The sequence below is a fragment of the Nocardioides sp. Kera G14 genome (genome assembly GCF_020715565.1).
Lineage (GTDB): Bacteria > Actinomycetota > Actinomycetes > Propionibacteriales > Nocardioidaceae > Nocardioides.
In genome coordinates this window covers 16,044-29,217 of record NZ_CP085839.1, presented here as the reverse complement: position 1 = coordinate 29,217, position 13,174 = coordinate 16,044, and the positions used below count along the sequence as shown (strand labels likewise).

10 protein-coding genes and 1 tRNA gene are annotated in these 13,174 nt (G+C 70.7%); 7 read left to right on the top strand and 4 right to left on the bottom strand.

The window, feature by feature from the left end; genetic code table 11:
* The first annotated feature begins 4 nt into the window (after window positions 1-4).
* The 4 genes from LH076_RS00120 to LH076_RS00105 all read left to right on the top strand — a co-directional run bounded on the left by LH076_RS00120 (window position 5) and on the right by LH076_RS00105 (window position 1,940).
* Window positions 5-78 (top strand) — tRNA-Pro (locus tag LH076_RS00120).
* Window positions 79-154: 76 nt separating this feature from the next.
* Window positions 155-526 carry an FAD-dependent oxidoreductase gene (locus tag LH076_RS00115; protein ID WP_321573720.1) on the top strand — a complete coding sequence of 124 codons (372 nt, stop codon included), beginning with the start codon at window positions 155-157 and terminating at the stop codon, window positions 524-526.
* On the top strand, window positions 427-1,563 hold the full coding sequence (locus LH076_RS00110) for a flavin monoamine oxidase family protein (protein ID WP_227781945.1): 1,137 nt from the start codon (window positions 427-429) through the stop codon (window positions 1,561-1,563). Before LH076_RS00115 ends, LH076_RS00110 begins: the two co-directional genes overlap by 100 nt.
* Entirely contained in the window at window positions 1,560-1,940 is a 381-nt protein-coding gene (locus LH076_RS00105) for a nitroreductase family deazaflavin-dependent oxidoreductase (protein WP_227781944.1), read from the top strand. The genes LH076_RS00110 and LH076_RS00105 overlap by 4 nt, the downstream gene beginning before the upstream one ends.
* Window positions 1,941-1,965: 25 nt before the next feature.
* On the opposite strand, the gene LH076_RS00100 is transcribed toward LH076_RS00105, so the two are convergent.
* Window positions 1,966-3,414 carry an MDR family MFS transporter gene (locus LH076_RS00100; RefSeq protein ID WP_227781943.1) on the bottom strand — a complete coding sequence of 483 codons (1,449 nt, stop codon included), beginning with the start codon at window positions 3,412-3,414 and terminating at the stop codon, window positions 1,966-1,968.
* Between the two features lie 35 nt (window positions 3,415-3,449).
* Here LH076_RS00100 and LH076_RS00095 point away from each other — a divergent pair, with 35 nt between their 5' ends.
* Window positions 3,450-4,049, top strand: a complete 600-nt coding sequence (locus LH076_RS00095) for a TetR/AcrR family transcriptional regulator (RefSeq protein ID WP_227781942.1) — start codon at window positions 3,450-3,452, stop codon at window positions 4,047-4,049.
* Here LH076_RS00095 and LH076_RS00090 read toward each other — a convergent pair.
* A complete protein-coding gene (locus LH076_RS00090; RefSeq protein WP_227781941.1) occupies window positions 4,039-4,581 on the bottom strand; it encodes a C40 family peptidase in 543 nt (180 codons plus the stop codon). The two genes, LH076_RS00095 and LH076_RS00090, sit on opposite strands and share 11 nt — an antisense overlap.
* Window positions 4,582-4,890: 309 nt before the next feature.
* Complete coding sequence (locus LH076_RS00085) at window positions 4,891-6,063, bottom strand: alpha-hydroxy-acid oxidizing protein (RefSeq protein WP_227781940.1); 1,173 nt, start codon at window positions 6,061-6,063, stop codon at window positions 4,891-4,893.
* Between the two features lie 174 nt (window positions 6,064-6,237).
* Between LH076_RS00085 and LH076_RS00080 the strand changes: the two genes are divergently transcribed.
* Together LH076_RS00080 and LH076_RS00075 are read left to right on the top strand one after the other, a co-directional pair.
* Entirely contained in the window at window positions 6,238-7,659 is a 1,422-nt protein-coding gene (locus LH076_RS00080; protein ID WP_227781939.1) for a hypothetical protein, read from the top strand.
* Window positions 7,660-7,990: 331 nt separating this feature from the next.
* Window positions 7,991-9,313, top strand: coding sequence for a HEAT repeat domain-containing protein (locus tag LH076_RS00075; RefSeq protein WP_227781938.1), 1,323 nt, complete (start codon window positions 7,991-7,993; stop codon window positions 9,311-9,313).
* Here LH076_RS00075 and LH076_RS00070 read toward each other — a convergent pair.
* Window positions 9,303-13,133, bottom strand: a complete 3,831-nt coding sequence (locus LH076_RS00070; RefSeq protein WP_227781937.1) for a helix-turn-helix domain-containing protein — start codon at window positions 13,131-13,133, stop codon at window positions 9,303-9,305. The genes LH076_RS00075 and LH076_RS00070 overlap by 11 nt on opposite strands.
* Window positions 13,134-13,174 lie beyond the last annotated feature (41 nt).

The window sequence follows — 13,174 nt, the reverse complement described above, 5'->3', positions numbered from 1 at the left end:
CAATCGGGGTGTGGCGCAGCTTGGTAGCGCGCTTCGTTCGGGACGAAGAGGCCGCAGGTTCAAATCCTGTCACCCCGACCCGTGAGATGGGCCGGATCCGCAAGGGTCCGGCCCATTCGCATTTCCGCGGCCGGTGCGTGCGAGCATGACTCGCGTGAGCAGCCACGCCTTCTCCGACGGCTCACCCGCCGTGCCACTCGCCGTGCCGGGTGTGGTCGAGCGGGTGATCGTGGTCGGCGCCGGCATGGCCGGACTCACCGTGGCCAACGCCCTTCTCACCGCCGGGGTCGAGTGTGTCGTCGTCGAGGCACGCGACCGGATCGGCGGGCGGCTGCACACGGTCGACGTCGACGGCCACCCGGCCGACCTCGGAGGCGCCTGGATCCACCACCCCCACACGGCGAACACAGCGACACCCCGCACAACGTGCTGGCCCAGTGGGTCGACGCTGCGGGAATCCCGTGGATCGTCGACCCGACCGGCACGCGGTTCACCGGCGCCGACCTGGGAGAGGGCCGCCGGCTGAGGCCCGAGGAGCTCGAGGGCGTCAGCTATGCGTCCTTCGAGCCGGTCGCCGCCCGCTTCGAGGCGGAGCTCGCCGCAGGCGGGGCCGACCGCTCGACGGCAGAGGTGGTCGACGACTTCCTGGCCACCACGGACCTGCCCGAGGGCGAGCGGGCGAGACTGCGTCAGCTCATGGCCGCCGCTGTCGAGCAGGACGGCGCCGGCCCCTTCGATGAGATCTCCGCCCGGTGGGCCCTCACCGAGGGCATGTTCGTCGGAGACGTCGTCGACCACGTTCCCGTCGACGGCTACCGCAGCGTGCTCGCGCCGCTGGCCGCCGGCAGCGAGGTCCGGCTCGGCCAACCGGTGCGCCGCATCACGATGACCGCGCACGGCGTCACCGTCGAGGGCGACGACTGGACGGAATCGGGCACCCATGTCGTGGTCACGGTGCCGCTCGGCGTACTCAAGGCGGGGAGCATCGAGTTCGAGCCTCCGCTCCCGCCGGAGCGGCAGGCGGTGATCGACCGCACCGGTTTCGGCACGATGGAGAAGGTCTTCCTCGCTTTCGACGAGCCCTTCTGGCGCGGGAAGGACCCCGGGTTGCAGCACGGGATCATCTACCCCGCCGACCGGGCCGAGGCGGCGACGTGGACGTGGGACTGCGGGCTGGCCCCGATGATGATGCTCCTCGTCGCCCAGAGTGCGGTGGGCTCGATGCAGGCCGATCCGCTCGGCTGGGCGCTCGAGCAGCTCGAGGCGCTCTACGGAGAGCCGCTGCCGGCCATGCCGTCGGACTGGACCGCCACCGACTGGGCGAACGACGGGTTCGCGCAGGGTGCCTACGCCCACATCCGGCCCGGCGAGGACTCCGCCGACTTCGCCACGCTGGGCGAGCCGGTCGGCCGGATCTGTTTCGCAGGCGAGCACACCTCGGTCGAGCGCCAGGGCTACGCCGACGGTGCGATGGAGAGCGGCCTGCGTGAGGCCAAGCGGCTGCTCCAGCGGCGTTCCGTCGAGCTCGCTGCCGGAGAGGGCCGACGTACGCTGGCGAGGTGAAGCGCGCCTGGCTCCGCCTGATCTCGTCGACGCTCAACCCGGTCACCCGCCGGATCGCGGCGAGCGAGCACGGGCCGTTCTCACTGGTGCGCCACGTCGGCCGGAAGACCGGCACCGTGCGTGAGACGCCGATCGTCGCGGCGCCGATCCCCGGCGGCTTCATGATCGAGCTGACCTACGGCCGCGGTGTGCAGTGGTGGCGCAACGTCCAGGCGGCGGGCGAGTTCGAGCTCGTCCGCCACCGGATCGAGCACCACATCACGGGATGGCAGTACGTCGACGCGGAGCACGGTCGCGCCGCCTTCCCGCTGCCCGCCCGGGTGGTCCTGCGCGCGCTCCGCCGCCGCGACTTCGTCCAGCTGACCGAGGCCGCCTGACCTCCGATCCCCGGGATGGCGGCGCTCAGGCGCCCGGCGCCTCGACCGGGATCTCGGCGGGTGCGGCCTCGGGCTGTGTCAGCGAACGCGGAAGCAGGAAGGAGAGCACCACGGCGACGGCGACGAAGCCGACGGTCCACCAGAAGGAGACCTGGAAGCCGTGCACCGGGCCGGCGCCACTGGTGACGGCGGCCTCGAGGATCACGGCGAGGATCGCGGTGCCGAACGAGCCGCCGAGCTGCTGCGCGACGCGGGTGAAGACCGACGCGTCGGGCATCTCGTGCCGCTGCAGCCCCAGGAAGGCGACGCTCATCAGCGGCGTGAAGGCGATGCCGAGCCCGAGGCCGCGGACGAAGAGCACCAGGCCGAGACACCACATCGACGTGTTCGCGTCCGCGAACGCGAAGGGCACCGTCGCGATGGTGAGGATGCCGAAGCCGACGAGCGCGGCGATCTGCGGACCGACGTCGTCGGTGAGCCGGCCACCGAACGTGCGCGAGAGGAGCGTTCCGACGCCCTGGGGGATGAGCAGCAGGCCGGCGGTGAGTGCCGTGCTCCCACGCAGCTCCTGGAAGTAGAGGGGAAGCAGCAGCATCGAGCCGTAGAGTGCCGCACCCGTGAGGAGCAGCAGCCCGGTGCCGAGGGCCAGCGGGCGGTGGCGGAGCAGGTGTACGTCGAGCAGCGCCCGCTCGCGACGCGGGGCCGCCCACACGACGAACGCCACGACGAGCGCGACGCCGATCACCGCAGGGATCCAGACGTCACCGCGGCCGAATCCGCCGTCCTTGCTGACATTGGAGAGGCCGAAGAGGATCGCCACGACGCCGGGGGTGAGCAGCCCGAAGCCGATCGCGTCGAAGACCGGCCGCGCAGAGCCCGGAGCGGGCCGGTCGGCCGGCAGCATCCGCCACGCGAGCCACATCCCGACGAGGCACACCGGCACGTTGACCAGGAAGAGCCACTGCCAGCTGAGCCAGTTGAGGATGATGCCGCCGAGGATCGGGCCGAGGATGGGGCCGAGCGATGCGGGCAGGCCGACGATCGACATCAGCCGGCCGAGGTTCTGCCCGCCGGCGGCCTGCAGCAGCAGGGTCGTCATCAGCGGCATCATGATGCCGCCGCCGAGACCCTGGATCACGCGGAAGCCGATCAGGCTGGTGGCGTCCCACGCCGTCGCGCAGAGCACCGAGCCGAGGAGGAAGAGCGCGATCGAGGCGATCCAGAGGTTCTTGCCTCCGACCCGCGCCTGCAACCAGCCCGTGGCAGGGATCGCCACGAACATCGCCAACAGGTAGCCGGTGGAGACCCACTGGATCGTCGAGACGCTCGTGTGCAGGTCGTCCCCGAGGTCGTGGATCGCGACCGAGACGATCGTCGTGTCGAAGATGACTGCGATGATGCCCGCGATCAGCGCCAGCGCGACCCGGATGACGTGCGGATCGAGCTTGGGCTGGTCGGACTTGGATACGCTCATGTATCTAAACTACGAGCATCGGTTAAGGTACGCAAATGGATCTTGAGTCAGCCCCGGCGGAGGCGCAGCAGCGCCGTCGCGGGCAGGCCCTCCAGGAGGCGCTCCTCGACGCGGCCTGGACCGAGCTGCTCGAGCACGGCTACGCCGGCTTCACGTACGACGGCGTGGCGAAACGTGCCGGGACGAGCCGGCCGGTGCTCTACCGCCGCTGGCCCACGAAGCCGGAGATGCTCCGCGCGACGATCGCCCACTTCGCCCGCACGCAGGAGATCAGAGCGCGGGACACCGGCTCATTGCGCGGCGACGTGATCTGGCTGCTCTCACAGATGAGTCTCGAGCGCGCCCAGGTCATGACGCTGATCATGACCGGGCTCGCCGGCTACTTCGAGGAGACCGGTGAGACGTTCGCCGACATCCGCAACCACATGAAGCAGGGGCGCACCAGCGTGATGACCGAGGTGATCGAGCGTGCGGCCGCGCGGGGCGAGCTCGACCCCGCCAAGGTGAGCGACCGGATCGCGCACCTGCCCTTCGACCTGGTGCGCAACGAGCTGATGATGACGCTCAAGCCGGTGTCGAGGAGGACGATCGAGGAGATCGTCGACACGATCTTCCTGCCGTTGGTCAGGCCGTAGCCGCCGCAGCGCGGGCGCGCCGGGCCGTGATCTTCCGGGCCTGCTTGGCGACCGCCTTGCGCATGCCCTTCACGTGGCCGTAGAAGACCGCACCCGTCCAGATGCGCTCCTTGCGCACACGGGTGCCGCTGTAGGGCGCGTGCCAGATCGAGTGGTGCCCGGCGTAGATCGCCACGTGGTAGACGTGGCCGCCGTGGGAGAAGAAGACCAGGTCCCCCACGCGCGGATGCCGGGTGCGGGTGGTGCTGCCGACCTGCGAGGCGGACGTGCGCGGCAGGTGGATGCCGAGGCGGTTGAACACCCAGCGGGTGTAGCCGGAGCAGTCGAAGCCACCGTTACCGGTGCCGCCGTACCGGTACGGCGTGCCCTTGCGGGAGGCGGCGACCCTCATGATGTGGTGCTCGACCTTCTTGAGGGCGAGGACCTGGACGCTGGCCGAGCGTCGGGCCGAGGTGGCCGCCTGGGCCTGAGCAGGAAGGAGAAGGCCGACGAAGAGCGCGCAGAAGAGCGCGGCAATAGACACACGGGTCACAGAAGTACTTCCACAGCGACGCCTGCGAAGGTTGGCCTGTCGGGCTCGGACTGCTGGTGTCCGGCCTCTCCTCGTATCGATCGAAGGTGATCGGAGGAAGAGACTTAGCCCCTAGCCGCTCCTGCGGCGTCGTGCGTGTGGTGCCCCCGCGCCCATGACTCACATCAGGATTCGATGTCTCCTCCGGCCGTCATGGGCCTCAGCGCGAACCGGAGCGATCGCTCCTCTTTCCTAAGAGCGACCTGTGGACTATGCCATTTGGGACCATGGTCCCCTAATTGGCACGCGCCGGAGTGGACGCGATCTGGGTCACAGTCGGAAGACCGCGCCGGCCTCGCGCAGTGCCGCGATCGAGGCATAACCGTTGAGCCCCATGGTGAGGTCGGCCTCGGCGAGCACCCACCGCAGCAGGTGCTCGATGCCGCCGGCCGCGTCCCCGCTGGCCGCAGCGGCGGCATAGGCATAGGGCCGGCCGATGCCCACCGCAGTGGCGCCGAGGGCGAGCGCCTTCACCACGTCGACCCCCGAGCGGATGCCCGAGTCGAAGAGCACGGGGAGATCGCCGGCGGCAGCCACCACGCTGGGCAGGAATTCGAGCGCGGGAGCCGACGCCGCCTGCCGGCCGCCGTGGTTGGAGCAGTAGATGCCATCAACACCTGCGTCGACGGCACGCCTCACGTCGTCGGGAGAGCAGATGCCCTTGAGCACCAGCGGCAGGTCGGTGAGACCGCGCAGCCACGCCACGTCCTCCCACGTGAGGGTCGGGTTGCCGAATGTCATCGCCCAGTGCGCGACGAAGCCCATCGGGTCCTCCTCGGGCGTCTTCGGCAGGCGTGAGCGGAAGACGGGATCGCTCGCGTAGTTGGCGAGGCAGGCGCCCTTGAGCTGCGGGAAGATCCCGTGCTGCAGGTCGCGGGGCCGGTAGCCGAGCGTCCAGGTGTCGAGGGTGACGACCAGCGCGCGGTAGCCCGCCGCCTCGGCTCGGTGGGCGAGACTCTCCGCGACCTCGCGATCGTTGGGCGTGTACAGCTGGAAGAAACCCGGCGTCTCCCCCAGCTGGCGCGCCACCTCCTCGAGCGGGTCCTGCATGAGCGTGCTCCCGACGAGAGGTACGCCGACCGCAGCCGCTGCACGCGCCGCAGCCAGGTCTCCGTGCTGGTCGGCGGCGCAGAGCCCGATGACCCCGACCGGCGCCATGAAGACCGGACTGGCGAGCTCGATGCCCCAGAGCGTCGTGGAGAGGTCACGAGCGGCGGCGCCCGAGAGCATCCGCGGCATGAGGCCGTAGCGCCCGAACGCCTCGACGTTGGCGTCCTGGGTGGCTTCGTCACCGGCGCCGCCCACGACGTAGTCCCAGAGCTGCCGGTCCATCGCTGCCTCCGCGCGGGCGGCCAGCTCGCGCGAGGTGAAGGGGTGTTCGGGCACCGCCCCGCCGAGACCTGCGAAGTAGGTGTTGAGCTGCCAGTCAGCGAAGTTGGCCACGTCCCGACGGTAGCGCTCCTGAGCGTTCGGGACCCGTCTCCCCATTTCTTGCCACCAGTGTCGGAGATCGGCAAGAACGGGATGCGCGAGACGGGTGATGACGACAGTGTGACGGTGACCACCCCCTTCTCGTTGGCGGCCCCGCGTCAGCGTGGGCGCCGCTACCGGCCACCGGTGGACACCTCCCCTCTGAGCGACCCGCACGGTGGCGAACTCACCCGACTGGCGTGGCTGCTCGGCACGCACCGCCTCACCACCCAGGACGGCCTCTACGCCTCCCGCACGCGGTTCCTCCCCGATCTGTCGAAGGTATGTCCGGGACTCTCCTGTGACGACTCAGGCGTCAGCCGCTGGGAGTCAGGAGCTCGTCAGCCGAGTGCTGTCGCCCTGGCGGGGTACGAGAAGGTCCTTGCGCTTCCCGACCGGAGCCTGCGCGCCATCGCCGTGCTCCTCCAGCCCAATGCGCCCAGCCTGCCCGGACCCCGTGTCGCGAGCGGGTACGACGGCCGGCTGGGCGACCTCATCGACCTGGTGGTCGACGGCCAGGCCCGGGGTGCCGACTGGCTGGAGTTCGCCGAGGAGCTCCTCCGGCACGGCCCGATCTTCATGCGACCGGGCGTCTGGGAGGGCCCCTGTGCGCGGCTGATCGAGGAGACCGCCCGGTCGCTCCACGCCGGATATCTCACCCGCCGTGCCGCCGTACGACTGCTGCTGGCCCACCCCACGCTCCGCGCCCACGTCCTTGAGGCGATCAACGGCTACCTGGCTCGTCCGGGCGCACCGCGCCGGGCCGACATCGCCTCACTCCTCCGCTTCGCCCCGCCCGTCGAGGGGTCGCGGCGCAGTGTCGAGAAGGCACGCTCCGACGATGCGGCCTCCGCACGAGGCGCCACCCGGGCGGCCGCTGCCCTCCTCGCGCACGGGCTCTTCGACGACGCCGCGCTGCCGGAGCTGACCGACCACGTCGCCGTAGCCTTGGGCACGTCCCCCGAGGACATCCACGTCACCGACCTCTTCAACCGGCTTCCACCTGCCGCGCGCGACGAGGTCTCGGGCCGCCTCGGACCGGCCGGTCCGCCGGCGACCGGTGAGCTGGTTCCGGTCGAGATCGCTGGCTCGGTGGCCATCTCGATCGCGGCCGAGGCCCAGGCGGCGGCGCCCGTCCAGGTGCGGAGCGAGCCGGATCGGATGTTTCAGCGGCTGCTCCGCGAGGCGCTCTTCCATCCGCATGCTGAGCGCCGCGCCGAGAGTGCATCCCTGCTGATGATGAGCCCGTACCAGCCCGGTCTAGGCCACGCGCTCGCATCCGCCCTCGAGAAGGCGACCGACGAGACGCTTCCGCGGATCGCCTCACTGCTCCGTTGCTGCCTGACCAACGCACAGGCGCCGGTGCTGTTCGGACTCCTCGGATCGGAAACTCCGAACATCCGCGCTCACGCCCTCACAGCGCTCGGGAACTGCCCGAAGCCGCTCTCCGAGCGTGAGATCACGCTCCTGCGGGGGATGGACTGGTCCACCGCGCGCCAGCAGGAGTCGGCGGACTACGCCATCGAAATGCATGCGCCGGAGACGGGCCGGGAGCTCCTCACCGCCTGATTCCTGCCAGCACCCCATCTGACCCGTGCGCTGTCCGGTCGGCGCGCTCGTGTACGAGTTTGTCCGAATCTGTGCGAAGTCTGTGATCCGATGGGCGGGACAGCCGCCCCTCCGCCACAGTGGTTGCCGTGTTTCAGCCATGGTTCAGGGGCACAACGTCGTGACCCCTCCCTCCCAAGCGACCATTCGAGCCGGCCGCCCTTACCGTCCACCCGAAGGTGCCACCAGCCTTTCCGATCCCCGCCCCGAGGCGGCGCCGCGGATCGCATGGTTGCTCGGCACGTCCCGGATGTTGGCCGGCCCGTCGGCAGTGACACACCGACGTTCGTTCGTGACCGCACTCAACGCCGCGGGCATCGCATGTGACGAGACGCGTGTCAGCCGTTGGGAGTCCGGTGCGGCAAGCGCGCCGCAATCGGTGGTCCGGGCCTACGAGAAGATCCTCGGCCTCGAGCGCGGCTCACTCGCCGTTCCGATCGACTCGGTGCACAGCGTCGATCGCCACGACCTCCGAGTCGCGACCGTCGTCCTGGACGGGCAGGCCGAGCTCGAGAACCTTCTCGAGAAGACCTTCCACGGCTCCGCCGAGGGTGAGGAGTGGCTCCATCTCGTCCGGCTGATCAACGTCAGCGGTTCGGTCTTCCTCCGTGAGTCGGAGTGGCTCTGCCTCGCCCGCAAGCTCGCGACCGAGCAGTGCCGAGCGTTCGGGCTCGCGCAGCTGACCCGCGTCAACGCACTCCGCGAACTCATCCAGCACCCGCGCGCCCAGCGGCACGTGCTGAAGGCGATCGGCGAGCTGATCCTCGACGAGCGCGTCGAGCGTCGCGTCGACCTCATCCAGCTGGTCGCGCTGGTGAGCGACCCGCACGCCTCGGCACTCATCCTGCGTCTGCTCAACAGCGACGACGCCCGGATCCGCATGGGTGCCGCGACGGCGGCCGCCGCCATGGTCGTCGACGGCACCTTCACCCCGTCCCTCCGCGAGGAGCTCGCCGAGGCCTCCCAGCGCCTCACCCGCAGTTCGCCGGAGTCCAGCGCGGCGCTCGACCTCTCTGTGCGGGTCGCTGGGACATCGGTGTCACCCGATCGCCACGAGCTCGTGGAGCGTGACATCGCTCGGGCCGTCACCAGGACCGTCTCTGAGATCGCCAACCCTCCCGCGCTCCAAGCCCGGGTCGAGGCCGACAGCATGCTCAACCAGCTCATCCGGGACGCCCTCTTCCACAGCCACTTCCGCCGCCGACAGGCTGCCCTCACGCTCCTGGCGGCCAGTCCGTACGCCGACGGCGTGGCCAAGGCCTGCTCGATGCTGCTCGGCCACCAGGACGTCACCGTCGCCATACGCGCCGCCCGTGTCCTCACGACCCTGGCCCGTGACGAGGAGGCGGTCCAGCTGGCCGGCTACGCCGCCGGCGCGGGTGCCGGGGCGCTGCGTCCCGAGGCACTCCGTGCTCTGGCGCACCTGCCGTCGAGGCTGGACGGCGAGGTCGCCGAGATCGCCCTCGAATGCCTCCACGACGTCTCGCCGAGCGTCCGCTCCGCCGCTGCCTACGCCTGCGGCATGCACGGCCTGCTGCCTGAGCTCGCCGACGGACATCCCCTCGCCGTCACCGCCGCATGGTGGGCGGAGCAGGGCGGCCGGGTCATCGCCTGAGACAGGGGTCGCGGTAGGGCACGCCCGGAATCAGCATGGCCCACTCGTCGCGGCTCAGCGGGGTGCCGAGCGTTCGGCACGCCTCGGTCATGACCGCGGTCGGGTCGATCGACCAGAGGCCCGCGCGACCGGAGGCGCCAGCGGCGGCGAGCACCGGATTGTGGGGATCGAAGGCCACGGCGTAGATCGGATCGTCGGGCGTCAGGTTCCCGAGTCGCGCGAAGCTGTGCGCGGAGCCCTTCGCGTCGACGGTCCACAGCCAGGCGGCTCCGTCACCCGACGCCGCCGCCAGGTGGTGCCCTGTGCCGTCGAAGACGAGGCTGTAGAGCGTCCCGCGCGGACCGCGGACCGCCGCTCCGACCCGTGCCGGATGCGAGCGGTCGTGCACGTCCCACATCCGGATCGTGCGGTCGGCCGAGGCGGCGGCGAGCAGCCGACCGTCGGGAGAGAACGCCAGTCCGTAGACGTAGTTGTCGAATCCCTTCATCGTGGCGACCGGATCGAGGGACTGGGCGTCCACGAGGGTGACGGTGTGGTCGTCGCTGCCCACGGCGATCGTGTCGCCGTCAGGGCTGAAGGCGATGCCGAGCGGCAGGGCCGGCATCGCCAGGCGGCCGTCGAGCGCGGCATGTCCGGTGGCGTCGAGGCTCCAGACGTCGAGCTGGTTGCTGTCCGTCACGGCCGCGAATCTCCGGCCATCACGGCTGAAGGCCATGTTCTCAGTGAGCGCTCCGTCGTCGGTGAGCACCTGAGTCGGCGCCACACTGCCAGTGCCCGTTGCAGGGGCGCTGGTGTCCCAGAGGAGGATCTCGCCACTGCTGGTGCCGCCCACCAACGTCCGTCCGTCCGGTGAGATCGCCGAGACGCCGTCACTGACGGCTGACTCCGTGCCGACGTACTGCCGGCCGACGGAGGCCGGCTGGAGCGGCCGCTCGACGTCGACCTCACTCACCCGATGGGCGTCGCGGCTGACGCCGACATAGAGATGCCTACCGGAGTCGGGGTAGGTGAGGCTCCAGACAGCGCCGCCCACATCGGGGAGCCGCGCCGAGGAGAGCTTCACGAGTCGGACCGTCCCGTCGACGGCACCGGTCGCGAGCGAGCGCCCGTCCGGAGCGAAGTCGACCGAGGTCACGTTGGCCGTGGACGGGAGATCGGCTCGCGGCGCCCAGGTGCCGGTGTCCCAAACCTTGGTGACGCCACCCGAGGCGCCGGCGGCGAGCATGCCGCCGTCATGGGAGAAGGCCACGGAGTTCACCCAGGAGGGGAAGCCATCGAGGTTGCGGACCGCCGTGGCGGTGGTGCCCTTCAACGCCCAGACGTGGACCGTGGCGTCCTTGCCGCCGGCGGCGAGGAGGCGGCCGTCGGGACTGACGGAGACGCTCTGCACGGAGGCGATATCGGCTTCGCCCACCTGAAGGGTGCGAGCCACGACGAGCCGTCCGCCCGGGCCCGCGCGCCAGAGCCGGACCGCGCCGTCCGCCGAGCCGGTGACCAGCGTCCCGTCCGGCGCATAGGCGACACTCTGGACCGAACCGGCGAACGGCTTCGTCACCGCCGGAAGCGGTGTCGCGTCGGCGTCCGACAGGGACCAGCGCAGCAGCGCTGGGTCGCTCGTCGCCGCGGCCAGCTCGCGGCCGTCCGGTGAGAAGGCCAGCCCCTGGATGGCTGACGTCGCTCCGGTCAAGGTCGTCGTGGTCGGGGTGGCAGGGTCTGTCAGGTCGACCAGCGTGACGACGCCGGAGGTCCCGCCTGCGGCGAAGTGACTGCCGTCAGGGCTGAATGCGCTCGCGTAGACCTGCTCCCGCTCGTCACCCGAACTGTCGACCGGTGCCGTCCTGACGCCCTCGTCGATCCGACTGAGGGCGGTCGCGGACGACCCGTCCCGGCTGTTGAAGTGGATCTCGCCGTCGGCGCCGGCCACCGCGACGGTCCCACCTGCGGGGCTGAAGACGGCACGGGTGGTGCCGGGTGACCCGAGGAGCCGGGTGACCTGGGGCAGCAGCGACGTCTCGAGGAGCGCCGAGCGCGCTTCGACCGTCGGGCTGGTCCGGTAGGCCGCGACGGCGAGCGCACGGGCGACCTCCGGACTGTCGACCGCGACGCTCTGAGCCTGCAGCGCGATCTGGCGCGACCGCGCCTGGTCGCGGACGCGCTGTGCCTCGTGCTCGCTGGTGCGGAGGTGTCGGATCGCCGTGACGAGCACGAGGGCGAGCACCGCGAGTGCGACGCAGAGACCGGTGACACCCGCGAGCGCCCACTTCTGTCGACGTACGGCGCGCCGCTTCCGCTCCAGGTGGGCCCGCTGCCGGGCGAGGCTGGCGTCGACGAACGCCTCCTCGTCGGCGCTGAGGACGAGCTGGTCGGAGCGAGCGGCCTCGTCCGCTGCGGCGACTACGCGCAGCAGCATGCCGCGCGCGAGGAGCTCGTCGGGCCGGCCGCTCGCGGTCCACGTCTGGGCCGCATGGCGCAACTGCCCCATCTGGTGGAGCGTCTCGCGGTCCTCCTCCGTCCAGGCCTGCAGGCGCGGCCATGCGGCGAAGAGCGACTCGTGGGCGACGGAGAGCTCCTCGTCCTTCACCGTGAGGATTCGGTAGTCGACGAAGGTCTCGACGACCGCGGCGCCAGGAGCGCCGTGCCACGCGGCGAGGCGTTCGATCGGGATCGGTTGCCGGGTGACCTGGCCGTCCGCGCTGACGACGGTCAGAGCACGGAAGATCTTGCGGGCCAGGCCCCGATCCGTGTCGCTGAGCTGGCCCCAGGCGGCATCGGCCGCGGTCTGGATGGCATGGTCGATCCGGCCGGTGGCCAGGTAGTCCGAGGCCGTGATCCGCGCGCCGCTCGCGCGCTCCCACGTCGCACGGAGCGCCTCCGACACGAGGGGAAGCACCGGCGACTGGTCGAAGTAGGGCTTGGCGTCGGTCAGGACGAGGTCGACGAGATGCGGGTCGACCGTGCGGCCACGCAACTCGGCCGGCCGGGTGATCGCCTCCTCGAGCTCGTCGCGCGTCATCGGGCCGACGATGACCACATTCTCCTGAAGCAGGGGGACGAGGCTCGGCTCGGCGATGCTCCGCGCGAAGAAGTCCGCGCGGAGCGTGGCGATCACAAGGACGTCGGACCGCTCGGCCAAGGCGGTCAGTCGACTCAGGAAGACGGCCCGCGTCGTCTCGTCGACGATCGGCGAGAAGAGCTCCTCGAGCTGGTCGACGCCGAGGCTCAACGGCCCCTCGTGGCTCCCGAGAACGTGCTCGACCGCGTCCAGTGCCCGGAGTGGGTCGGCGCCGGGCATCAGCACATGGGTGGTGTCACCGGTCGCCTTCCGGTCGGCCAGGATCCCGGCCCGCATCAGGGAGGACTTGCCGCTTCCGGAGGCGCCGACGAGGGTCATCCAATGCGGACCGGACCGCTCGACGAGGGCGGTGGCGAGCTCACAGCACCGCTCCATGAGGGTCGTGCGACCGAAGAAGATGTCCCGGTCGTCGATGTCGAAACCGGAGAGGCCGCGATAGGGATTGGTGCCGGGTGCGGAGGCGCGACTGGAGGACTGGGCACTCGCACGTCGCGCCCGGCCCAGCGCGTCGTGCCACTCGGGGAGCTGCTCGGCCTCGACACCGAGGGCGACGAGGAGCGCGTCCAGCGACTGGACCTGGCTGATTGCGGGGAGATGACGGCCGCTGAAATACCCGCCGAGGGTGGCCGTCGGGATGCCGGTGCGCTGGCTGACTGCTCGGACCGTCAAACCTTGGCGGGCACGGAGCGCGGCGAGCGCTGACGTGAAGGACTCCTGGGAGGAGACAGCGGCGGGGTCGACTGGCACAGATCAGCTTCAAAGAGTGGTGGAGAGCGGCGTAGACCGCC

What these genes read in the sequence shown, in the direction of transcription:
- LH076_RS00100 (WP_227781943.1), bottom strand. Translation starts at nt 3,414, where the DNA reads ATGAGCGTATCCAAGTCCGACCAGCCCAAGCTCGATCCGCACGTCATC.
- LH076_RS00095 (WP_227781942.1), top strand. Translation starts at nt 3,450, where the DNA reads ATGGATCTTGAGTCAGCCCCGGCGGAGGCGCAGCAGCGCCGTCGCGGG.